The organism is Flavitalea antarctica (assembly GCF_054461535.1).
Genome location: NZ_JBTLQG010000002.1, coordinates 81,754 through 104,554, shown reverse-complemented (window position 1 = coordinate 104,554; position 22,801 = coordinate 81,754). Strand labels below are relative to the sequence as shown.

26 protein-coding genes are annotated in these 22,801 nt (G+C 43.7%); 8 read left to right on the top strand and 18 right to left on the bottom strand.

The window, feature by feature from the left end; all coding sequences use genetic code 11:
* Positions 1-169: 169 nt before the first annotated feature.
* The 5 genes from ACX0G7_RS02790 (at position 170) to ACX0G7_RS02770 (ending at position 4,673) form a co-directional block, all read left to right on the top strand.
* A complete protein-coding gene (locus ACX0G7_RS02790; protein WP_458921893.1) occupies positions 170-1,336 on the top strand; it encodes a Gfo/Idh/MocA family protein in 1,167 nt (388 codons plus the stop codon).
* Between the two features lie 98 nt (positions 1,337-1,434).
* Entirely contained in the window at positions 1,435-2,490 is a 1,056-nt protein-coding gene (locus ACX0G7_RS02785) for a sugar phosphate isomerase/epimerase family protein (RefSeq protein ID WP_458921892.1), read from the top strand.
* Positions 2,491-2,575: 85 nt separating this feature from the next.
* Positions 2,576-2,965: a c-type cytochrome gene (locus tag ACX0G7_RS02780; RefSeq protein ID WP_458921891.1), complete on the top strand. Its 390-nt coding sequence runs from the start codon at positions 2,576-2,578 to the stop codon at positions 2,963-2,965.
* Between the two features lie 9 nt (positions 2,966-2,974).
* Positions 2,975-3,712: a 3-keto-disaccharide hydrolase gene (locus ACX0G7_RS02775; RefSeq protein ID WP_458921890.1), complete on the top strand. Its 738-nt coding sequence runs from the start codon at positions 2,975-2,977 to the stop codon at positions 3,710-3,712.
* A gap of 157 nt (positions 3,713-3,869) precedes the next feature.
* The gene (locus tag ACX0G7_RS02770) at positions 3,870-4,673 is read left to right on the top strand and encodes a 3-keto-disaccharide hydrolase (RefSeq protein ID WP_458921889.1); all 804 of its coding nucleotides are present in this window, start codon (positions 3,870-3,872) and stop codon (positions 4,671-4,673) included.
* A 106-nt stretch (positions 4,674-4,779) separates the two neighbouring features.
* Here the strand turns inward: ACX0G7_RS02770 and ACX0G7_RS02765 are convergent, their stop codons facing one another.
* The 5 genes from ACX0G7_RS02765 to ACX0G7_RS02745 all read right to left on the bottom strand — a co-directional run bounded on the left by ACX0G7_RS02765 (position 4,780) and on the right by ACX0G7_RS02745 (position 8,762).
* Complete coding sequence (locus tag ACX0G7_RS02765; RefSeq protein WP_458921888.1) at positions 4,780-6,111, bottom strand: Gfo/Idh/MocA family protein; 1,332 nt, start codon at positions 6,109-6,111, stop codon at positions 4,780-4,782.
* Positions 6,112-6,137: 26 nt separating this feature from the next.
* Positions 6,138-7,001: a sugar phosphate isomerase/epimerase family protein gene (locus ACX0G7_RS02760; RefSeq protein WP_458921887.1), complete on the bottom strand. Its 864-nt coding sequence runs from the start codon at positions 6,999-7,001 to the stop codon at positions 6,138-6,140.
* Positions 7,002-7,128: 127 nt separating this feature from the next.
* Complete coding sequence (locus tag ACX0G7_RS02755; protein WP_458921886.1) at positions 7,129-7,632, bottom strand: hypothetical protein; 504 nt, start codon at positions 7,630-7,632, stop codon at positions 7,129-7,131.
* A 22-nt stretch (positions 7,633-7,654) separates the two neighbouring features.
* Complete coding sequence (locus ACX0G7_RS02750) at positions 7,655-8,290, bottom strand: hypothetical protein (protein ID WP_458921885.1); 636 nt, start codon at positions 8,288-8,290, stop codon at positions 7,655-7,657.
* A complete protein-coding gene (locus ACX0G7_RS02745; protein WP_458921884.1) occupies positions 8,280-8,762 on the bottom strand; it encodes an RNA polymerase sigma factor in 483 nt (160 codons plus the stop codon). The genes ACX0G7_RS02750 and ACX0G7_RS02745 overlap by 11 nt, the downstream gene beginning before the upstream one ends.
* Positions 8,763-8,871: 109 nt before the next feature.
* On the opposite strand from ACX0G7_RS02745, the gene ACX0G7_RS02740 reads away from it, so the two are divergent.
* Together ACX0G7_RS02740 and ACX0G7_RS02735 are read left to right on the top strand one after the other, a co-directional pair.
* On the top strand, positions 8,872-9,231 hold the full coding sequence (locus tag ACX0G7_RS02740) for an arsenate reductase family protein (RefSeq protein ID WP_458921883.1): 360 nt from the start codon (positions 8,872-8,874) through the stop codon (positions 9,229-9,231).
* A 73-nt stretch (positions 9,232-9,304) separates the two neighbouring features.
* Entirely contained in the window at positions 9,305-11,503 is a 2,199-nt protein-coding gene (locus ACX0G7_RS02735; RefSeq protein ID WP_458921882.1) for a B12-binding domain-containing radical SAM protein, read from the top strand.
* Between the two features lie 188 nt (positions 11,504-11,691).
* Here the strand turns inward: ACX0G7_RS02735 and ACX0G7_RS02730 are convergent, their stop codons facing one another.
* The 10 genes from ACX0G7_RS02730 to ACX0G7_RS02685 all read right to left on the bottom strand — a co-directional run bounded on the left by ACX0G7_RS02730 (position 11,692) and on the right by ACX0G7_RS02685 (position 20,159).
* On the bottom strand, positions 11,692-12,879 hold the full coding sequence (locus ACX0G7_RS02730; protein ID WP_458921881.1) for a hypothetical protein: 1,188 nt from the start codon (positions 12,877-12,879) through the stop codon (positions 11,692-11,694).
* 251 nt (positions 12,880-13,130) lie between these two features.
* Positions 13,131-13,646: an OsmC family protein gene (locus ACX0G7_RS02725; protein ID WP_458921880.1), complete on the bottom strand. Its 516-nt coding sequence runs from the start codon at positions 13,644-13,646 to the stop codon at positions 13,131-13,133.
* 10 nt (positions 13,647-13,656) lie between these two features.
* Complete coding sequence (locus ACX0G7_RS02720; RefSeq protein ID WP_458921879.1) at positions 13,657-14,052, bottom strand: VOC family protein; 396 nt, start codon at positions 14,050-14,052, stop codon at positions 13,657-13,659.
* Positions 14,053-14,195: 143 nt separating this feature from the next.
* A complete protein-coding gene (locus tag ACX0G7_RS02715; protein ID WP_458921878.1) occupies positions 14,196-14,621 on the bottom strand; it encodes a response regulator in 426 nt (141 codons plus the stop codon).
* A gap of 137 nt (positions 14,622-14,758) precedes the next feature.
* Positions 14,759-15,202 carry a VOC family protein gene (locus ACX0G7_RS02710; RefSeq protein ID WP_458921877.1) on the bottom strand — a complete coding sequence of 148 codons (444 nt, stop codon included), beginning with the start codon at positions 15,200-15,202 and terminating at the stop codon, positions 14,759-14,761.
* Between the two features lie 182 nt (positions 15,203-15,384).
* On the bottom strand, positions 15,385-15,735 hold the full coding sequence (locus ACX0G7_RS02705; protein ID WP_458921876.1) for a VOC family protein: 351 nt from the start codon (positions 15,733-15,735) through the stop codon (positions 15,385-15,387).
* Positions 15,736-15,760: 25 nt separating this feature from the next.
* Entirely contained in the window at positions 15,761-16,519 is a 759-nt protein-coding gene (locus tag ACX0G7_RS02700; protein ID WP_458921875.1) for a DNA alkylation repair protein, read from the bottom strand.
* A gap of 71 nt (positions 16,520-16,590) precedes the next feature.
* Positions 16,591-16,974: a VOC family protein gene (locus tag ACX0G7_RS02695; RefSeq protein ID WP_458921874.1), complete on the bottom strand. Its 384-nt coding sequence runs from the start codon at positions 16,972-16,974 to the stop codon at positions 16,591-16,593.
* Positions 16,975-17,001: 27 nt separating this feature from the next.
* The gene (locus ACX0G7_RS02690; protein WP_458921873.1) at positions 17,002-17,733 is read right to left on the bottom strand and encodes a formylglycine-generating enzyme family protein; all 732 of its coding nucleotides are present in this window, start codon (positions 17,731-17,733) and stop codon (positions 17,002-17,004) included.
* A gap of 29 nt (positions 17,734-17,762) precedes the next feature.
* The gene (locus tag ACX0G7_RS02685) at positions 17,763-20,159 is read right to left on the bottom strand and encodes an ATP-dependent helicase (RefSeq protein ID WP_458921872.1); all 2,397 of its coding nucleotides are present in this window, start codon (positions 20,157-20,159) and stop codon (positions 17,763-17,765) included.
* 164 nt (positions 20,160-20,323) lie between these two features.
* Between ACX0G7_RS02685 and ACX0G7_RS02680 the strand changes: the two genes are divergently transcribed.
* The gene (locus ACX0G7_RS02680) at positions 20,324-21,070 is read left to right on the top strand and encodes a PI-PLC domain-containing protein (protein ID WP_458921871.1); all 747 of its coding nucleotides are present in this window, start codon (positions 20,324-20,326) and stop codon (positions 21,068-21,070) included.
* A gap of 12 nt (positions 21,071-21,082) precedes the next feature.
* Here the strand turns inward: ACX0G7_RS02680 and ACX0G7_RS02675 are convergent, their stop codons facing one another.
* The 3 genes from ACX0G7_RS02675 to ACX0G7_RS02665 all read right to left on the bottom strand — a co-directional run bounded on the left by ACX0G7_RS02675 (position 21,083) and on the right by ACX0G7_RS02665 (position 22,782).
* Complete coding sequence (locus ACX0G7_RS02675; RefSeq protein WP_458921870.1) at positions 21,083-21,295, bottom strand: hypothetical protein; 213 nt, start codon at positions 21,293-21,295, stop codon at positions 21,083-21,085.
* Positions 21,296-21,358: 63 nt separating this feature from the next.
* Positions 21,359-21,946, bottom strand: a complete 588-nt coding sequence (locus ACX0G7_RS02670; RefSeq protein WP_458921869.1) for an META domain-containing protein — start codon at positions 21,944-21,946, stop codon at positions 21,359-21,361.
* Complete coding sequence (locus tag ACX0G7_RS02665; RefSeq protein WP_458921868.1) at positions 21,943-22,782, bottom strand: hypothetical protein; 840 nt, start codon at positions 22,780-22,782, stop codon at positions 21,943-21,945. The genes ACX0G7_RS02670 and ACX0G7_RS02665 overlap by 4 nt, the downstream gene beginning before the upstream one ends.
* Between the last annotated feature and the right edge of the window lie 19 nt (positions 22,783-22,801).

Sequence of the window (22,801 nt, the reverse complement as noted above, 5' to 3'; positions counted from 1 at the left end):
ATTATTTGAAAGTTTCAATCCAAGCACCTTAACTTTACCCGGTTATGATGAAGATTTTTAAATATGCCTTGTAACATACAACAGAAACCTTAAAATGAAATCATTGTCGTAAATGTAATTTTTTTATTTTTAAAACTCATTTCTTTTAAACTTTTCTAATACTTTTTTCATGAACAGAAAACTACGAATGGGAATGGTCGGTGGAGGCAAAGATGCCTTCATTGGATCTATTCACAGAATTGCTGCTAATATGGATGGTCTCATTGAACTTGCATGTGGTGCCTTAAGCATCAACCCGGAAATTGCAAGACAGTCGGGTAAGGAATTGTTTCTGCCGGAAGACAGAACCTACCTCACGTTCGATGAGATGATCAATAAGGAAAAAGCATTACCGGCCGACAAAAGAATGGATTTCGTAACGATCGTTACGCCAAACTTTGCGCACTTCGCCCCCGCGATGATGGCACTCGAAAACGGTTTCAATGTAGTAATAGAAAAGCCGATCACACTAACAATAGAAGAAGCAAAGCAGTTAAAACAGAAAGTTGATGAAACTGGTCTGATACTTTGTCTCACCCATACTTATTCCGGGTATCCAATGGTGAAACAGGCAAGGGCAATGATAAAGGATGGGGCATTAGGTAAGATACGGAAGGTGTGGGTGGAGTATCCCCAGGGTTGGCTCAGCAAATTATCTGAAAGGGAAGGGAACGCCCAGGCCGCCTGGAGAACTGACCCGAAAAAATCAGGCAAGAGCGGCGCTATGGGTGATATCGGTACGCATTCATGGCAGCTTGCAGAGTATGTTACAGGTTTGAAGATTACTCATCTTTGTGCTGACCTTAATATTATGGTAGAGGGCCGGGCCCTTGATGACGATGGCAATGTATTGTTGAAATTCGACAATGGCGCCGCAGGTGTATTAATGGCCTCACAGGTTGCTGCCGGCGAAGAAAATGCCCTGAAAATCAGGGTTTATGGGGAAAAGGGTGGCATTGAATGGGCGCAGCATGAACCCAATACCCTCCTCGTAAAATGGCTGGATGCCCCTGCACAGATACTGAGAGCAGGATCCGGTTATACAGATCGTTTATCTAAGGCTGCAACCTGGAACAGCCGGACACCAGGAGGACATCCCGAGGGATACCTTGAAGCATTTGGAAATATCTACCGCAATTTTGCTTTAACCCTTGGAGCAAAGATGGATGGAACTGAACCAACGCCGGAGATGCTGGATTTCCCACGTGTAGAGGATGGAATCCGCGGTATGGGCTTCATCAATACGGTGGTCGCCAGTACTGAGAGCACACAAAAGTGGACGAAATTCGAGGAATAACTGTGATGCTCACCCGAAAGGTGCAGCCTTAAAGGCGTAACTTATCATCGCTGATGCGTCAGAAGTATTAATTAAGCTTAATAAAGAATACATTTTATATGAAGACATTAAAAGGACCTGGGCTCTTCTTAGCACAGTTTGCAGGAGACGCGGCGCCATTTAATTCCCTCGAGTCAATTTGTAAATGGGCGGGAAGCCTCGGATTTAAAGGTGTTCAGATCCCGACCTGGGATCCGAGAATGATAGATCTGAAAAAAGCGGCTGAAAGCAAAACCTATGCTGATGAACTGAAAGGAACAGTTAATGCTGCCGGTCTGGAGATTACCGAATTGTCAACCCATTTGCAGGGGCAGCTCGTCGCTGTACATCCTGCATTTGATGCCCAGTTTGATGGATTTGCGCCGGAGTCGGTCCGTAATAATCCGAAAGCAAGGCAGGAATGGGCAGTGCAGCAATTGATGTATGCTGCAAAGGCTTCACAGAACCTGGGTTTGAATGCACACGCTACTTTTAGCGGAGCACTGTTATGGCCTACAGTTTATCCCTGGCCACAGCGTCCGGCGGGCCTCGTAGAGACAGGCTTTGGCGAACTCGGCAAACGGTGGATCCCCATTTTAAATGAATTTGATGCCAACGGGGTTGACCTTTGTTACGAAATCCATCCGGGGGAAGATATACATGACGGTATTACTTTCGAGATGTTCCTTGAACACACCAATAATCATAAAAGGGCCTGTATACTTTATGATCCCAGCCACTATGTTTTACAGTGCCTGGATTATTTGTCATTCATCGATCATTATCACGAAAAGATCCGCATGTTTCATGTGAAGGATGCCGAGTTCAATCCAACGGGTAAGCAAGGTGTTTATGGTGGATATCAAAGCTGGATCAATCGTGCAGGCCGGTTCCGGTCACTTGGTGACGGCCAGGTAAATTTCAAATCGATATTCAGCAAGCTGGCTGCATATGATTTCGCCGGCTGGGCGGTTTTGGAATGGGAATGTTGTATTAAACATCCGGAGGATGGCGCGAAAGAGGGTGCTCAGTTTATCAAAGATCATATCATCCGCGTTACGGAAAAAGCTTTTGATGATTTTGCCGGTACCGGTAGCGACGAAAAATATAACCGGGCTGTATTGGGTTTGAAGTAACTTAGTGGTTTAATTTTGGATAGTATAAAAAGAAAACTGAACGGTTGTTCAGAACCAGATAACAATCATTTTTAAATAACATTTCATGAAAAAGATTTTTGTAACGCTTGGTATTGCCCTGGTAATTTTTGCCTGTAACTCCGGTGAGGAAAAAAAGACAGAAGAAAAAGCACCTGAAACTGCGGCCACTCCTGCAGTTAACGATGAAACCAAATATGCCAAAGCAGTTGAATTGATTGGTGGTTCAGATTGCCTGACCTGTCATAAGATAAATGAAAAATTAACCGGTCCTTCTTACAAAGAAGTGGCGGCTAAATATGAACCAACCGATGCAAATATCGAGTTGCTTTCCAAAAAGATAATTGAAGGCGGCAGTGGTGTATGGGGACCCGTAGGCATGACTCCTCACCCGGGCATCTCTCCTGAAGACGCTAAAGAAATGGTTAGATATATTCTATCCCTTAAAAACAAATAAAATCACATAATGTATAAGTTATTTTATGGCGTGGCGCTCGTGGTACTCGCCTCATGCAGTTCATCAAAAAAATCTGGAAATGAAACTGCTGGCTCAGGTGCAGCTCCCAATACGCTGACAAAAGCCGAAAAATCTGCAGGCTGGAAGTTGTTATTTGATGGCAAAACAAAAACAGGCTGGCACGTTTATAACAAAAAATCTGATGGTTCTGCCTGGAAAGTTGTTGATGGAACGCTTCATTTTGATCCCTCTGTAAAAACAGGGGCCGGCGATATAGTAAGTGATGGTGAGTTTGAAAATTTTCATTTGAAACTTGACTGGAAGCTGGAAGCGGGTGGAAACAGTGGTATCATGTTCCTTGCCCAGGAAGACCCAAAATATAAATATGCTTACTACACGGGTCCGGAGATGCAAATGATCGACAACACCTCTCATCCTGATGCAAAGAATATCAAGCACCGTTCGGGTGACCTGTACGATATGATCTCTGCTAAGCCGGAAGCATCATTACCTGCCACTGAATGGAGCACCATCGAGATCATTTCAAACAATTCAAAACTTGAGTTGAAAGTAAATGGTGCCACTGTAGTCTCAACAACAATGTGGGACGAAAACTGGAGGGATATGATTAGCAGAAGCAAGTTCAAAACCTTAAATGATTTTGGGACTTTCCGAAAAGGCCGTTTTGATCTTCAGGATCATGGAAACAAAGTCTGGTTCAGAAATATCAAGATCAGGCAACTCTGATTAATAATTAACTATCTACAGGCGCCATCAGTTCAATAGTATCCTGCTAAGGGAGCTTTTGATTTTGATGGCGCTTTTTCTATTAACTTAGACACTCACTTATTACTGTTTGACTCCCTTGCCCAAAGTTTCAATTTCTAATCATAATATCATGCATATGAAATTTATTGCCTTTGCCATCGCCCTCATATTTACGGCTTGTAATTCTCCTGAATCAGAAAAAGAGTCTGCAGCATCAGCTGATAGCACAAGTACTTCTGCAGATAAAACGGAAGCCATGCCTGTTTCAGACACTGACACAACGGATAACAGTCTTACGGCAGCCGAGACCTCCGAAGGTTTCAAACTATTATTTGATGGTAAGACAAAAAACGGCTTTCATATCTATAATAATGCCGCAGATGGAAGTGCCTGGAAAATAGTAGATGGAACTATTCATCTTGATCCAAAAGAAACAAATGATGGTCAGACTACAGGTGGAGGTGATATGGTGACGACGGATGAATATGGCAACTTTCACCTTAAGCTCGATTGGAAAGTCGATACCGCTGGTAACAGCGGTATACTGCAATATGTAAAAGAGGACAAAAAATATGTAAGATCATATCATACGGGTCTTGAGATGCAGGTGCTGGATAATGAAAAGCATCCAGACGCAAAAATCATCAAACACCGCGCCGGCGATTTGTATGACCTTGTAACCAGTTCACCGGAAACCGTCAAACCTTCACTTCAATGGAATCATGTGGAGATCATTTCAAGAGATGGCAAACTTGAATATTTTCTCAATGGAACAAAAGTAATGACAACAACGCTTTGGGATGAGAACTGGAAGAAAATGGTCGCCAATAGTAAATTCAAAAAATGGAGCGACTTCGGAACCTTTAAAACAGGTCGTATTGGCCTGCAGGATCATGGCAACAAAGTATGGTATAAAAATATTAAGATAAAAACGCTGTAGACATCAGGGGCAGTTACCGCTACGAAGTACACTAAATCAAAAAAGCCGGCTTGATACCGGCTTTTTTGATGTTTAAATCCGAATATAACCTTGTTGTCAGATAGTATTAAACTTTAGGCAGCTTATAGCCATTCTGGTATTTGGCGTATAGGTAGTCTTTATTGATTTTCTCATCAGTAAATTTCCCTTTCGCACTATCCCAGGTTAATTTCTGTTGGCTCCTGAATGCAATGTTGCCGAGCTGACAGACTGTAGCGATATGTGAACCAGTTGCGATAGGGCAGTTGAGATCTTCCTGTTTTCTTGATTTGACCGCACCAATAAAATTTTTCCAGTGCTCATCCAGGCCATTGTCTGAAGGCTTAACACGTTCAACAAAAGCTTTGTTCTTACTATTCTTTTCTTCCATCACTTCCCATCCACCACGGTCAAGCTCAAGTGTTCCATTATTTCCGATAAATGCGATACCGTGATCTTTCCTGAACAGGCCATTGTCGATTCCCATCGCGTGATCCCAGATCAGGTTAAATTTTGGAAACTCATAAAGTGCTCCCATAGTGTCTGGTGTTTCCTGGTAAAGTTCAGGATAAGCGAATGGTCCACCGAGGGCTGAGACTGTTTTCGGCACCGGTGCATCCATTCCAAAGATGGCATAGTCCATCAGGTGTACGCCCCAGTCGGTCATAAGACCACCTGCATAATCCCAGAACCAGCGGAAATTGAAGTGAAAACGGCTTGAATTGAAGGGACGCTTTTTTGCTGGTCCGAGCCACATATCATAGTCAACTCCAGTAGGAGGAGCTGAGTCAGGAACAACTGGTCCCGGCTTCATCCAACCCTGGTAACACCATACTTTTACAGTACGGATATTTCCAAGTTTGCCTGTCCTGATGTAATCAACCGCATCCCTGAAATGTTTCTGGCTTCTTTGCCATTGTCCGGCCTGAACGATCTTATTGTATTTGACCTGGGCGGCTACCATCAGCCTGCATTCTTCAATGGAATTCCCAACCGGCTTCTCAACATAAACATCTTTTCCGGCTTCAACGGCATGAACCATCATGAGAGCATGCCAGTGATCCGGTGTTCCGATAATAACAGCATCAACATCCTTATTGTCCAGAAGTTCGCGGTAGTCTTTGTAAAGTTTTACTTTTGAAGTATCCTTCCCCATTGTGCCAAGCTCGGCAAATCGCTTATCCACTACGTTCTTATCAACATCACAAAGTGCAACGATGTTTACACCGGGAATTTTCAAAGCTGATTTTACGTTTGACCAGCCCATACCATTGATACCGATGGCGCCAATGTTAACCTGGTCGGCGGGCATTACACGATTTTTAAAGTAGGCAAAAGCCTCGTTATCAAAAGCTGAGATCAACGATCCACCGGCCAGTAAAGTAGCCGAATTTTGCAGGAAGTTCCGTCGGTTTGGCATTGTTATATAGCTTTAAAATGCCCCTCTTAGAGGACACTTGTTTTCAAATAATTTATACTTTTTGAAATGCTTTCCATAGGATCGCCGGGAGTTACATCCTGTTCAACGAAGAAATATTTCATTCCGCTTTTCTTGGCCGCTGCAAAGATTGGCTTCCAGTTAATGCTTCCGTTTCCTACTTCTGTGAAAAACTTCCTTTCCGTTTTGTCGATATCCTTAACGTGCCACATCGCATAGCGACCGGGGCTTGCATTGAAAAGGGTAATCGGATCAAAGCCTGCCTTAACTGCCCAATAAATATCAAGTTCAAATTGCACCAGCTTAGGATCTGTTTCTTTCAGGAGTATATCAATACCCTTTTGCCCGTCTTTTTCTGCAAACTCGAAATCGTGGTTGTGATAAGCTAATTTACTTCCACCTGCTTTTGCTATTTCTCCGGCCTTGTTTAACGCTGCCGCGATTTTTTTATAATTGTCTATGCTCCTGTATGGATCTTCGAGATAGGGCACTACGATGTATTCCTGTCCTAGTGCCTTAGAATCGGCTACTGCCGGTTTCCAGTTTTCTTCCCAGCCATCCTTGAGGAATGTACCGCCACCAAATGTATGCCCGCTTGGTGATGTCAGCCCGTTCTCTTTAAGTACTGCTTTCAATTCAGCAGGGCTTAATCCAAACCATTTTCCTTTGTTGTAGCCAAAGGTTTCTACCTGCTTGTAGCCAAGTTTCGCTACCGCTGCAAGAACACCTTTGGGATCCTTCATTATCGTGCCCCTCAAAGTATATAGCTGTAACCCAATATTCTTTTTCGATTGAAAAAAATCATCATTCGGGAGGAAAAACGCTGCAGACAGTAATGATGACTGTTTTAGAAAATCTCTTCTTGTAGACATAGCAATCAGTATTTAGAAACCCAATGTACAAAAAATACGAGTGCTGCAATCAAGGCATTCAATTATTAACGCTTACTCTTTTGCTGGTTTAAAAATGCGGGAGTGAGGCGAGCCTTCGCAGCATTATTTATGTTGCTGCAGCTGCTGCCCGGCTTTTTTGTATCTGAAAAATGAATATACCAATGAGTATCATGAGGCGATAGTCAGGCAGATTGTTATCCTTGATACTGATGAAAGCCTGCTTTTTGGTAAATGAGTAATCGGGACGAAGCTCAATTAACATTTTATCACTTTGATCATACCAGGCCCAGGTATTCTTCCACCATTTTATTTTACGGAATGTATAGGTTTTGCCGTCGGAACCTTTCCAATCGAGTTTGCCACCAAAGGTGGGTTGAATTTTTATTTTAGTGAATGGTGATTCCTGGCCCCGGAACTCGAGAGATGTTTTCCAGAATCCGGACTGGGTTATCTTCCACCGTTGATCCAGGACAGTGGCTACCGCATCCATCTTGAATCGGCTGGTGTATTCTATTTTGCCAACCAGTGTATCATTTTCAAGAAGCTGGAGGCCGCGTTTCAGCCAATGCAGTTTTACCACAACAAGATCCCTGGGTGAAGTTTCCCTCATAAAGTAAATGTTGACCGAACGCCTATTCTTCAGACATCTCGGCTACGATCTGGCGCAGTTTGCGGATATGGTTGCCATATAATTTGTCCAACAGCCATTTGTTTGCAAAATATACCAGTACAGTTAAACCCAAAGTTAATAAAAGCCAGGCTGTAATTGCCTTCCATGCAGGGTTTGAGGGTGAAGTGAAAAAAATGCTGTTAGTCGAATATTCAGGTAATTGGTTATAGAATATCCAGCCAAAAAAAGCAAGACAGGCGGGAACAAGTGCTGCACCTGCAAACAGGTAGAACCTGACAAATTTCTCCAGCGTATTAACCTGCCTTTGCAGGTGAACTTTCACCTTACCTGAAACGTGTTGCATTTCGTTCAGGAGCTTGTTTTTTTTATAGTAATAACCAAGGAACATAACTCCGATAACCAGGAGGAACCAGGCAACTGATTGCAGGTCCTTATCAAATGCAGTGAAATAATGTGTGATTACGGCCGTGTAACTGACTATCACGAGTATCAGTTCCCACTGCAGGTTCCTTTTCATTTTGGCAATAGGGCCCTGTGACCTTTTCTTCAGAAGCGCGAGGATCTGCTGTTTGCCCTGATGCTCACCGACCGGCTGATCCAGTTCCTGCCAGATATCTTTTAGTTGATCAAGATCCATATTCTACGGCTTTTGTGAGTTTTCTTAATTTGTCTTTGATACGGTTCATTTTAACCCTGAGGTTATTTTGATTGATACCCAAAATGTCTTCCATTTCATCGTAACTCCTGTCTTCCAGGTATAACATTACTATGGCCTTCTCAATCTCAGTCAGCTGACTGATTGCAGCATAGAGCTGTTTCAATTTCTCTTCTTTCTCCTGGTAGTTTTGTATATCATCAATGCCGTCCGGTAACCCTTCAGGTTCGGTGGTGATAATGTGGTGTTTCTTCTTACGCAGATCTGAAATGGCCGTGTTAAGTGCAATCCGGTACATCCATGTGCTGAACTTAGAGTCCCCCCGGAAGCCGGGATAAGCACGCCAAAGCTGGATAACGATTTCCTGGAACAGGTCCTGGCGTTCGTGCTCCTGCCTGCAATACAGGTTACAAACCTTAAATAGCATTGGCCTGTGCTGATTTACCAAAGCCACAAATTCGTCCTGGTTTACCTGTTTCTGCAGAAGATTGAAAATGATGTTCTAACTATAAGTATCACTGCAAGATAAAATATTACATAGAATCGCCGTTATTTTGCAGATTATGTATAAAATGTACCACCTGGGCAATTGCACTACCTGCCAGGCAATCATCGAAGAAACGGGGATTGGAGATACAAAGGTGACTATGCAGGACATTAAACCTGAAGGCATTAGCCCGGCCCAGCTCGACCAGATGAAAAAAATGGCCGGCAGCTACGAGGCGCTTTTCAGCCGCCGGGCGATACTGTATAAAGAGCGGGGACTAAAAGACAAAAAACTTACTGAAAACGACTATCGCGATCTCATCCTGGAGCACTATACTTTTCTCAAGCGACCCGTGACCATCCTTGGCAAGCAGATATTTATCGGGAACGAGAAGAAATCGGTTTCGGCGCTCAAAGCGGCAGTTGAGAAGCTTTAGTGGACTTGCGAATCGTTTCTTTATCAAATACTTTGCAGGATTATAGATAATTTTGCGGCTTAAACAGCCTGATTTGAGTGCGACTGTCTACCTGGTTACTCCCCCTTTCACACAATTGAATACCCCTTACCCGGCTACTGCCTACCTGAAGGGTTTTCTGAATACAAAAGACATCTCATCAAGACAGTCAGACCTGGGAATTGAGGTGACCCTGGCAATTTTTTGCCGTATGGGACTCGGGGATATTTTCAAAAAAATAAAGGCCCTGAACCAGAAATTTTCTGACAATGCTGAACGCATCATCGGGCTGCAGGCGGAATATATTCAAACCATCGATCCGGTAATACTTTTTCTCCAGGGAAAAAATCCAACCCTGGCTCACCTTATCTCAAAAAGAGATTTTCTACCTGAGGCTTCACGTTTTTCGCAACTTGATGATCTCGACTGGGCCTTTGGTTCGATGGGCATACAGGACAAGGCAAAACATCTTGCCACGATGTACCTGGAAGATCTGTCAGATCTGATCAAAGAGTGCCTGGATGATCATTTTGGTTTCAGCCGTTATGCCGAGAAGCTTGGAAGATCCGCGAATAGCTTTGACGCGCTTTATAAGTCTCTGCACAGCGCCCCAACATTTGTCGACGAGATCATGACGGGCATCTTACAGCAACATATAGCCGAAGTTATGCCCGAACTCGTTGCAATCTCGGTACCGTTCCCGGGTAATTTATATTCCGCATTACGTTGCGGGCAATGGATCAAACAGAATCACCCAAATATCCGGATCGCGATGGGTGGAGGGTTTCCTAATACCGAGCTGCGATCATTGGGTGACGCCAGGGTATTTGAATTCATCGACTTCATCACGCTTGACGATGGTGAAGCCCCGGTCGAAAACCTTATTGCTTATATACAGGGCCTTAAGCCCGTGAATGAACTGAAAAGAACATTTCTCTTAATTGATGGAAAGGTTGAATATATAAACAATCCAGCTTGCTCCGATTACAAACAATCTGAAGTTGGCACTCCCGACTACAGTGATTTTTTCCTGGATAAATATATTTCAGCGATTGAGGTGGTAAACCCCATGCATCGTTTATGGAGCGATGGCCGCTGGAATAAGCTGACGATGGCGCATGGTTGCTACTGGGGCAAATGTACTTTCTGCGATATTTCACTTGACTATATAAAGTTATACGAGCCCATCGCCGCAAAAATGCTTTGTGATCGCATGGAAACGATGATTGCACAAACCGGGGAAAACGGCTTTCATTTTGTTGATGAAGCTGCTCCGCCTGCATTGATGCGCGCCCTGGCCATTGAAATAATCCGGCGCAAGCTTATTGTAAGCTGGTGGACCAATGTACGTTTCGAAAAAAGTTTCACCCGTGATCTTTGTTTGTTGTTGAAGGCATCCGGATGTATAGCGGTTTCGGGCGGACTGGAAGTAGCTTCGGATCGTTTGCTGGAACTGATCCAGAAAGGCATCACAGTAGCGCAGGTTGCACGTGTTACCAAACATTTTACTGAGGCTGGCATAATGGTACATGCCTATCTCATGTATGGTTTTCCAACACAGTCCGCCCAGGAAACCATTGATTCGCTCGAGATGGTCAGGCAGCTGTTCAAAGCGGGGATCCTGCAATCCGCTTTCTGGCACCAATTTACAATGACTGCACACAGCCCTGTTGGAATGGAGCCTGAGAAATACAAGGTCAGCAAAGAATCTTTGGAGATTGGTAGCTTTGCCAACAATGATATCATGCATCTTGACCCGTCGGGGGCGGATCATGAACTATTCAGTTTTGGTCTGAAGAAATCGTTATTCAACTTCATGCATGGGATCCGCCTTGATGATCCCGTTCACAAATGGTTTGATTTTAAAGCGCCCAAAACCAGCGTAGCACCTGACTTTATTGTAAACGCATTATCAGATGATGATAGCACCACTTTCCGGCCGAATGCAAAGGTTCTCTGGCTGGGCAGACTCACCCGTACTGAATCTTTTATTCAATCAAAAAAAGGTAATCAGCGTGAGATGATGACGCTGTATTTTGATACTCGTAAACAAAGCCATAGCCTTCAGCTGCCAAAGGAACAGGGTGAGTGGTTAAGCGAAATCTTAGCTCAGCTCTCCATCAACAATGCCAGGATCTATACTATGCTGGAATTAAGGGAAAGCTTTGAATCGAAGGAGCTTGGGGATTTTGAATTGTTCTGGTTCAATAAACCTGTTAGCACAATGAGTAAGCTAGGGCTACTCAGGTTATAATAACCAGGCTATACATAACTCAAATGGTTTATTACCTCGTTGATAGTTTGCTTGATAACTTGCCTGAATACTTCAGGCGAAGGTCAGTTGGCACTGAGAGGATCGATGTGAAATAAAAAAGGGGCGTCTTTTCAGAAGCCCCCGTCCATATATAACCGTCCGTGTTGTTTTAAATGTTATTTACTGTATTATTTCAAGATCCATTTGGACCGATTGGCTGTAGCTTGCGCGCCATTAGGTGTTTCCAGCTCAAAGTTTCGGTTGTCGGCTTTGACCCAGAGATGATTAGTACTCCCTGATGAATAAAACCCGCCGTAAGCAAGCTTGCCGTTTTTGTAAGCAACATCAGTACAATAGCCCCTTACCCCTTGAGGTATTTCCGGCCTCAACAATTCAAGCACCTGGCCGTTTTCATTGATTTTAAATATCAGGGGGCGGTGAGTTTTAAAGTCATAGGCATTCAATAACATATTGCCATTCCCCATTGGTACAATTTCATTTAATCGATAGGCTGCCATTTCGTCTATTGGCTGCAGATCGAGTTTACCTGAACCGTTCCATAAATTCATATAAGAATCAGTCCCCCGGCCATTTAATACATTTCTTTCACCTGCTATAAAAATCTTATCCGAACTAATGGCAATACTAAAGGCGGTCGCGTATTTAAGGTTGGTTTCTGTCCGGTGCCATGTAGATTCACCATTTGCATCGATGGTCCAATAACCGACCTCGAAGTGATAACCATTGCCGTCACGATTAGCTTTGTCACCTCCGATAAACAACTTGTTATTGTGCAGGAGAATGTTCGATGCAGATCGGACGCCTTCAGTGTTATCGATAAAACGTTGGGTTATATGGCCACCTTCTGTTACGATCCAAAGTACAGGACGCAAATCAACCGCCCCGGATATGTAAATTTTTCCATCCCAGATAACAAGGTCCTTTGCTCCACATTTTTCAAAAGGCCCGAATGTAGTATAAGGAAGGTCTACCTTCCTACCGTTTTTCCAATAGGCGGGAAAAAGCCTCGATCCGTCTTCTGATTCATAAGAGCCGGCTATATAAATGTTCCGGTCTTTAGCATCTATTCCATAAGCATATGCACCTTTACCACCAGGCTCCGGTAGTTCATGGAATTTTCCGTCCAGCCAGTAACACGCATGATACACCTGCGATGTTTGATCCCAATAATAACCTGAATTGATCAATTGGAGTGCTGTATCCGAAACTTGTCTTTCAATTCGGTTATCCTTTCGGCATGCTGTATTGAATGTAGTGGCAAACAACGCAATAAATAACAACAATAAAGTCACATAATTTATCTGAACCAGTCGGCCTTGTCTATTACTTATCTTCGTGTTTATTGATTGTTTCATTGCAATACCATTCATACCTATTAACAAACCGCTGATATCGGGTTGACTTTTTTACTAGGTCTTTCGTTGCAGAAAGAAATAATAAAAGTTTCATCAACCTGTCATGATGTTGGTTAAAAGATATTGCAATCTACTACCGGGGACGTGTACCTGCAATCACATGATCATGTGGAATTTCTGATGATGAGAAGGATTTAAGAGTGCAAGGAATAACAAGTTAAGATAGGCAGAACCGTTTCTACCTTAGTCCTCTATATTGAGTTTCCACGTTTATATTGAGTTTCCACGTTCACTCCATTCATTAATGTCTGGTACACCACACAATATCGTTCAGTTAATTTCTTAAGGCTTTCAATTTGTTCTGAAGTAGCATCCGACTCAAGGTTAAAAATTAGTCTTATTGCCCTGAAGCCTACCGGTGCTTCTTTTGATACTCCCAAAGTTCCCCGGAAGTCCAGGTCACCTTCAGCTTTTATTGTGCCCCCTTTAATATCAATACCTATCGCAGTCGACACTGCACGCATTGTAACGCCGGCACAGGCTACAAGGGCTTCAAGTAACAGGTCTCCCGAACAGGCCAACATACCTGTACCTCCTGTAGCGGGATGGAGCCCGGCTTCAATGATTGCGCGGCTTGTTTGAATATTACAGGAAATACCTTCTCCAATTTTTCCCGTTGCTGTCAGCGTGATGATAGCAGATTCGGGAGCTGATCTATATTTCTCTTTTAAAGGAGCCTGTAGATTTTTGAGTTCAGTTGCATCCATGATCAGGGTTTTATATTTTCATTTCTATCATCCAGCAGTGGCCAAATGGATCCCGTAACTCGGCCTGGCGGTACCCATAGTCATAATCCTGTGCGGGTGTAATTTCCAGAGCACCAGCCTTGATCGCCTGGTTTACAACCCGGTCAACATCCGTAACGAACAAGCCAATCTTTACGGTTGTTGCATTGAGGTTTTCGGGGCTCAACATCCGGTTCCGGGCTGTTTCCTCATGCAGCTGGAAGATCGCGCCGTTTATTTCGAGTTCTGCAACATGAATAGTTCCATCATCATTGGAAAAACGCCTGAGTTCGACCGCACCAAAAGCTTCAATATAAAAGTCTATACTTTTTACTCCGCTTCGAATGTAAAGCTGGGGTGCAAAAAAGGCTTTTTCGAGTATATTCATGACTCTTGTTTTATATTGAGTAAACTCGCTTCCTTTGGATATGAATCGTGATAATAGGGAACCACCGGGGTCCTTATCATATCCACCAACTCTTCATCCAATCATGGAGTGCATGAATGATACAGCGAAAGTTTCACTCACCTCTATTTGATATAATTTGGAGACTCGCATTCCTGCCAATATTCGACAATTATCCGAATTGTACGTGTGAGCTTTTCAAAACTATCTGGCTTCACAAAAAATCCCTGCACAGATTTGGAATAAGCATCTACAACATGCTGCTGTTCGGCACTTGTACTAAAAAACAGATAAGGTATACATTTGATTCTTAAATCCTCATTGGTATGAATCTTTTCTCTTAATTCGATTCCTGTCAGTTTGGGCATGTTAATGTCCGACAATATCAGAAATGGCTCAATCTCTGTATGAATCAGAAAGTCCAGGGCCTTTTCCCCTTCGGAAAAAAAGATAACTTCGTTCTTGAATTGCAGCTTATTGAATATTTCGATGAGAATATCCTTATCGTCAATATCATCTTCGATCACTATTATGGGCCCGCTTTTATTCATTGAGGGTGTTGTCTTGGAAGACGTTTGTCCCAATCTAGGCTTTATGTTTCAATTAGTCCCAAATATATATAAGTATATATCTGCACCGTTCTAATCAAATCCCGCAATTATATCTGATCCATGTGATTTAGAATACTCTAAGACTTAGGTTCGTTGCAATTAAACATCCACTGTACACCAAACTTGTCTGTACAGCTGCCAAAATAGTCGCCCCAGAACATGTCCGCCAGCTCCATATCAACCTTTCCGCCGGCAGATAATTGATTAAACAGGCGTTTTGTCTCAACACGGGTATCAGGCTGAAGATTGATATAAACATTGTTTCCAAAATTCAGCTTAAAACCCATTGATTCCGGTGCATCAGTTCCCATCAGGCTATGGCTGTCAAGTATTCTCAGTTCCACATGCATTACGAGATTTTTATCATCCTCGGGAATGGGCGGATTCCCGGGCCCCGGTGGTATATCACCAAATCTCATAATTCCGTTGCCGCAAAACTCGCCGCCGAATACTACCTTGTAAAAATTGAATGCTTCTTCCGTGTTGCGGGAGAAGTTAAGATAACTGCTTACACTGGCCATGATTTGTATTTTTAGGGTTAAAAAATGCTGAAGATTTTTTCAACCTAAAGATAAATTGGTCCGCCATTTTTGTAGGTGTGTGAAGAAGACAATCAGGAGGGTGGATTGCGTCAAGATCATTCACGTCTACCTCAAAGCATACTGAAATGCCAATAAAAATATGGCAAAAATATCTCCATAGTCTATTCTACAAAATGCCAGCATACACCTGCCAGGTCTATAAGGTTAACTTCCTTTCCATAGGGTTGTTGCATAGGTTTTGAGATGCGGACTTGAAATTTTTCCGTCAGCTTTTTTGATATCATCGAATCATAAAACTCTTGTGCACTATTAATTCTTACAGATAACATCAGGTTTTCCGCGAAGTGTTTGTCATCAAATTTTTGTAAGATGAAGACACATCCATCCTTTTCAAAACCAACATAGTCACCTTCATCCCAGTTGATATTAAAACCGATTTCCTGGAAAAGTTCACGTGATTTTTCGAATTGGCTTCCCGAAGGGATAAAGGGTGCAAGAGATAGAAATTTCATTTTGATAGTTTAATTATTCAAACGTTTAAGACATATACTTTTTCTTCCTGCTGCTTTCCAGTTTTTCGATGGCATATCGAAGCGTTACCCTGGGCATTGTTTTTCCATGTTTATCAAGAAAAGCAAGAAGCCGGGGCTCATCTCTTTTTCCTGCTTCGCGGATCCAGCTTCCAACGGCCTTATTGATCAGGTCATGTTTGTCATTAACCAAAATCGCTGCAATCTTAAAAGTGTCATCGAGATCATTTTGCCGGATAAAAAAATAAGTACTTACCATCGCTGTTCTTCTCTCCCAGACATTTTTGGATTTTGCCATTTTGTAAAGTGGCGCGCGTGATTTGTCAAACAGGTAACCTCCAACAACATATGGAGCACTCCGGTCTACCATGTCCCAGTTGTTTATCCTGTGGTGATTGTTCATGTAAAGATTGTAGAGTGCTTTCTTCTGTTCCGTTGAAGTTTTCTTATCCCTGGCCTGGAAGTCCATGATGCTTACTGCTCCTACTCTTACTTCGTAATAGTCGTTATTGAGCAATTTCACAATTTCGTCCACTGGCATATGCATATGATGCTTTGCCAGTGTAAAAATATCAGCCATACGAACACCGAGGAATTTATTGTCCGGGACATCATCGCTGAAAAATTTAGCGTTTATTGATATGTCTTGAGAAACAAGAAATTTTAAGGCTTCAATGAATTCCGTAGCAGTACCTGTAGGTTTTGCGGTTTTAGGCGCTTTACTTTTCCTGCCTTCACCAGCGATGACTTTTGAGATAGACTTCATTAATTAAACAGGGTTAAAACTGGATGCAAACTTTTTTGGCGGTTATCCGCGACCCGGCAGTACTCCAGGCTTTAAGACATCGAATGTAAGGACAGATGATTGCCTTCGGTATCTTCAAAAACTGCGAAATAACCCAGCTCGGGTGTTATCTGTGTTTTTGCCATCACAATTCTGCCCCCGGCGGATTCTACACGATTAAGAACCGTATTCAGGTCGGTACCGCCATTAAGATAAACTTTGCAGCCTGTTTTCGAAGGTTGGTATCCTTCTCCTTTCACGATTGCTCCGCCGATCCCCTGGCTTCTCATGTCGTATAACAGGAAACCCATGCGATCCTGGCCCATCATGTACTCGGGCATTTCATAGTCGAAGATTTTGCTGAAAAAGGCCTTTGCCCTTTCGAAATCGGAAACAGGAATTTCCACCCAGTTGATGGCGTGTTTAAACATTTCCATATTAATTGTTTTAGTGGGTTACTAAAGTTAAATATTTGAAATGATTCCGCCCGTGGCTATCCTAAACCCAATACATCCATCTTTAAACTCCTCCCCGATTTCATACCTCTTAGATACTGTACAGTGTATCGCCCAGTTATGGTGACATCCGCCCCGGAGTACCCTTGAATCGGATTTGGTTAAATAAGGACTGCCGTCGTTAGGTATAAGATTTACATCGCTTTGATAATAATCCTGGCACCACTCCCAGACGTTGCCACTCATATCATGTATCCCAAGTTGATTCGGTAGTTTTTGACCTACGGGGTGTGTTTCTGTTCCTTTGTTCTTATCGCCCTGCCAGGCAACAGCGGTAATATCATTGCTTCCACTAAATAAATAATTGTCCTTCCACTGCACCCCTCCACGGGCTGCATATTCCCATTCGGTTTCCGAGGGCAAACGATAAATAGAAGTGGCGGGATTGTTTCTTTTTATGTACAAGTTCAGTCTGTCCAGAAAACCACCCTGTGCTGTTATATCAACAAACGAAACATTCTCTACGGGACGATTTTCTTCTTTGGATGATGAAGGATTAGTTCCCAAAATAAACTGCCAGAGCCTTTGAGTTACGGGGTATTTTCCGATATAGAAACCGGAGATGCTGATTGGGACCTTAACGGTTTCTCCAAACATGTAGGCAGAGTCGTGAGTCCCTTCCACAAATATCACGGGATAGTGATAGTCGATCTCCGTAAGGTATAAATCGAAATCAGCCATATTTGAAGCTATCTGTAGTTAGCCAGGAGCTATTCTATTATGCGCAGCTTTGCATAATTAAGCATGATCTTTTTTTCACCATTCAGATCAAACTTAACGGTGGCTATCGGATTATGTGCCGAGCCTTCCATCTTCATGACTTCTCCAAAACCAAATTTCTGGTGCTCTACTTTCTGACCAACCTGCAAATTGGTGGTATCACTGGCCACAAAATCCGCACTGGGCTTATGATCAACAACACGGGCAGGTGATTTAGGAACTACATAACTTGGCGTTTGTGGTTTCCTGGCAGGCGGGGGACCGTACTGTCTCTCAGCATCGCCCGCATTACCAAAGCCAGGGCGACCTGAGCCCCCACCGCTTTCACTACCTCCACCAAAGCCACCGCCCCTCATGCGATCAAATGCAGATCCGCCGCTCCAGCTACTGAATCCATTACCCTGGTTCCTCGCACCACCACCGGCAAAACTGCGGTCAAGCATTTCGTCCGGTATCTCTGCGATAAACCTGCTCGGTTCGTTCTGGACCAGGGAGCCAAACCGATACCGGCTGTTTGCGTAGGTTATCCAAAGTTTCGCCTTGGCACGGGTGACAACCACATAAAATAATCGACGCTCTTCTTCAAGTTCCTCGCGGGTATTGATAGACATAGAATTCGGGAACAACATTTCCTCCAGGCCAGCGGCAAAAACGCAACTGAATTCCAGTCCTTTCGCAGCGTGGATGGTCATCAGTTTCACCGTATCTGCATTCGGGTCTTTTTCATCTGCATCAGTGAGCAGGGTAATCTGCTGCAGGTAAGCGCCGAGGCTTTTATCGCCTACTTCGCCATCATCATTGGATGGGCTTTCGGTCCACTCTTTTATGCTGTTCAACAGCTCCTGGATATTCTCGTAACGAGCCATACCCTCGGTACTTTTATCGTTAAAAAGCTCCTTCACGATGTTGGTTTGTTTTCCGACATGCACCGCTACATCATAAGCGTTTTTAGTTTCAAGCATGCTGGCAAAACTCCTGATCATTAAAACGAAATTCTCAATGGATTCCAGGGTCCCTCCTTTATAACCTACCTCTTTCGCCTGTTCCAGTACGTTCCAGAAGGACACATTATGAGTGTTTGCATATAGAATCGCCTTATCAACGGAGGTTTTACCTATGCCCCGGGCAGGAAAATTAATTATTCGTTTCAGGGCTTCTTCATCGCGTGAGTTCACAATGATTCGCAGGTATGCTACAAAGTCTTTGATCTCTTTTCGCTGATAGAAACTCACCCCACCATAGATCATGTATGGAATATTCATCCGGCGAAGGCTTTCTTCAAAAGCACGGCTCTGGGCATTTGTGCGATAAAGAATAGCAAAGTCCCTGTTGTTATAATGATTCCGCAACTTTTGTTCCTGTATGCTGTCTGCCACAAACTTGCCTTCATCATTGTCTGTCATCGTACGCACCAGCTTTATCTTTTCACCCTCTGCGTTCTCGGTCCACAGGTCCTTTGGAATCTGGCCCTTATTCTGTTTGATGATCTCATTAGCGGCAAGAATGATCGACTGGGTACTACGGTAATTTTGTTCAAGTTTCACCAGCTTCACATCATCATAGTCCTTCTGGAACTGCAGGATATTCTGGATAGTAGCGCCGCGGAATGAATAGATACTCTGTGCATCATCTCCAACCACGCACACGTTTTCATGCATGGCCCCAAGTAACTTGATAATCTCGTACTGGGCAGGGTTTGTATCCTGGTACTCATCTATCAGGATATACCTGAACTTATGTTGATACTTGTGCAGGCTTTCGGGAAAATTCTTCAGAAGCTCATACATCTTCAGCAACAGATCGTCAAAATCCATCGCACCATTTTTGAAGCACCTTTTTGTATAGGCATCATAAATCTGTGCTATAGCAGGTCTGTTGGACCGGGTATCTTCCTGCTGAATATAATAATCAGTAGCATATTCTGCCGGGGAAACAAGCGCGTTTTTTGCGCTTGAGATCCGGTTATAGACCGTATTGGGTTTGTAGTGTTTGTCGTCCAGGTTTAGTTCGTTCACAACCGCTTTTACCACCGATTTAGCATCATCTGTATCATAAATGGTAAAACTGTTGGGATACCCTAGCCGATGCGCCTCGGACCGGAGAATCCGGGCAAATACACTATGGAATGTGCCGATATATAAATTACGTGCGTCGTTATTACCCAGTGTTTTTTCAATCCGCTCCTTCATTTCCTTTGCAGCCTTGTTGGTGAACGTCAGGGCCAGGATATTGAAAGCATCAACGCCATTCGCCATCAGGTGCGCGATGCGCGTAGTAAGTACCTTGGTTTTTCCACTGCCAGCGCCTGCAATAATCATAATTGGTCCATCCCGGTGTAACACTGCTTCCTTCTGCCGCTCATTCAATTCACTTAAGTAATCTCGCATGGCTGCAATTTACGAAGACCCCCGATTATATAAATTTTTATGATTGAGGCTTAAGCGGAAACCAGCAGTTTTTTATGCACTTTTGGTGGAGTAAAAGGTCCCGGTTGCCGGAAGACGGGTGAGTCCCCTTTTCTAACTGGGGTTGAACGAATAAATAAAAACAGATGAAACATTTCCTATTTGCTGCTTTTCTTTTGATGACTGGTGATTTAGTCGCGCAAGTGCTTATCCATTCGCATAATGATTATGAAAAGCCCGAACCTCTTTTCGCCGCGCTCAGGGAGAAAGCTTTTGCCATTGAGGCTGATGTATACCTGGTTAACGGGCAACTGGCAGTTGCGCACGACCGCAAAGACATCGACCCCAAAAGAAATTTGATTTCGTTGTATTTCAGACCCCTCGATTCCCTGATCAGGCTAAACCAGGGTTTTGTGACCAACGATAAAAAATATCAACCCGTACTGGTTGTAGATATTAAAGCGGAAGGAGAAAAAGTGCTTGCAGAATTAGTAAAACTCGCCGGTAAATTTCCCCGGGTTTTTGATAAGAAGACGAACAAAAACGCCTTGTATATACTCGTTAGTGGCGACAGGGGTCCGGTGGCCGGTTGGAAAGATTATCCCGGGTCTATTCGCTTTGATGGACGGCCCACTGAACAGTATGATGAGTCAGCCCTTGCGAAAGTGGTTACCATCAGCGAAAGTTATTCAAAATACTATAGTAACGATAAACTGAACACGGATGCCCTGAACGAAATGATAGCGCATGCACATAGCCGGAAAAAACTGGTCAGGTTATGGGGCGCACCGGATAACCCGGAAACCTGGAGGAAATTCCAGGAGTTCGGTATCGATATAATAAACACCGACCAGGTGGCGGAATGTCGCCGTTTGTTTACGGGCAACGATTAAGAGCTCAGCATGTCAATGCTTCGTACTGTCGCCTGTCTGGGTAGCGGGTAAACGTTCGTAAGTGGCTGTATCCCTGGACGTTGCCGTCCCGGTGCCTGTTCCAACCTGTGTCATCGTGTCTTTGTCGGTGGAAGTACTGTCTTTGGTTACTTCGCTGCCTTCCCCGGCTTCTGTACAAGCGTAGAATAACGAGATGCATACAATTGCTGCCAGTAATTTTTTCATATTATAAGTTTCTAATGATTAAATAGAGTGGTTTCAGGTCGACCGGGATGAGGCCGACATGCGTCACGTAGTTTTGATGGCTGGCTTTACCGGTTCGCGGGTCCAACGCGATAACTCCGACTTGTCATTTAATAATACCAGCATGCCGTTCTCAAACCGAAATCCTGTTACTTTCGGCAGGTTTTTAAGGAACGCATCTTCATTGTAACCTGCGCAGGCCATCCTGGTAGTAATTATCCGATCATCAATTTTTAGCGTACTGTCGGTGAGGGTAAAACTGCCCTGCATATTGTTACAACCGGTGTTGCCACTGAACTTATGGCTGACTTCGTCAAATTTTATAGTTGGAATTTTACCGGCTGCAGTGTCAGAAGGCAGAACGGGGACAAGAAACCAGGTTCCACCCAGCTTCCCGGTGTCAGCAGGAGCAAGTGGCGCGGCATCTGCACTTCCCGGGCGGCTATTCGCACCGGAATCAGTAGTGGGAGCCTCTGTAATGGCTGCACTGTCCGGACGCTCAGGCAGGTTATTGGAATTTGCCTCTCCACAGGCAACAATGGTAATACACGCAATCCATGTTAAAAGGATGCGCTGGAACCTATCCGGATTGGTTTTCACCATTTGAAATGAATGATCTGGTAAAGGTTTCATATCATATGTTGTTTAAATGTGTGAGTTTCAATATTTGTTGCGCGGGCATTTTTTACCAGTTGTATTATACAGGCAAGGCCGACGATTACGATGCCGGCCCAGGCAGCATGAATGATAATCTTTTCTGGCAGATCGGCACTGTTACCTGCTGACTCCAGCAGTCGCTTCTGAATAATTCCAAATAAAGACCAGATCACGACTATGCCGTAAAACACATTTTTTCTGAGGATAATCACGGCAACAGTGATGAGAACAGCGATTGAGATCATTATCACTGTCCAGTTTATCTCGCTGATGCCGGCACTCCAGTCCAGCGCCGCCAGGTAGCTGCTCACATTTGCTATAGTGGCAATGGTGAGCCAGGCAAAATAAATACTGAGTGGGAACTGGGTGAAGAGTTTTGACGCTCTTTCTCTCGATCTATCGTAAACTGGCAGGCGGGTATTAATGATCATCAGGCTGATCAGCTGTAAAAAAATTAATAAAACGCTTAGTCCCAGTTTTTCGTTGACCCAGGCAATGAGCCAGGCGGCAGTAGCAAGATTATTAATAATGAACCATGGTCCGATCTTTTCAAGATCGCGGTTTGCAGGGTCCGCACCTGTTCTTTTCCATGCAGCGAAAAGATGATAGATGCAGAAACAAAACAATGAAAGATATATTACCCCCCAGATGGCAAATGTTACGGGTGCTGGGGTGAAGAGAGAAGAATAATTGCTTGAAACCTCCCCTACATCCTTATTATTTATTAATTTGAACTGGGTGGAATAGGAGATCAAAACATGCACGAGAAAGACGATTGCATTTAAAACAGCCAACAGTCTTATCTTTTTCATTATCATGAATTTCTGGCAA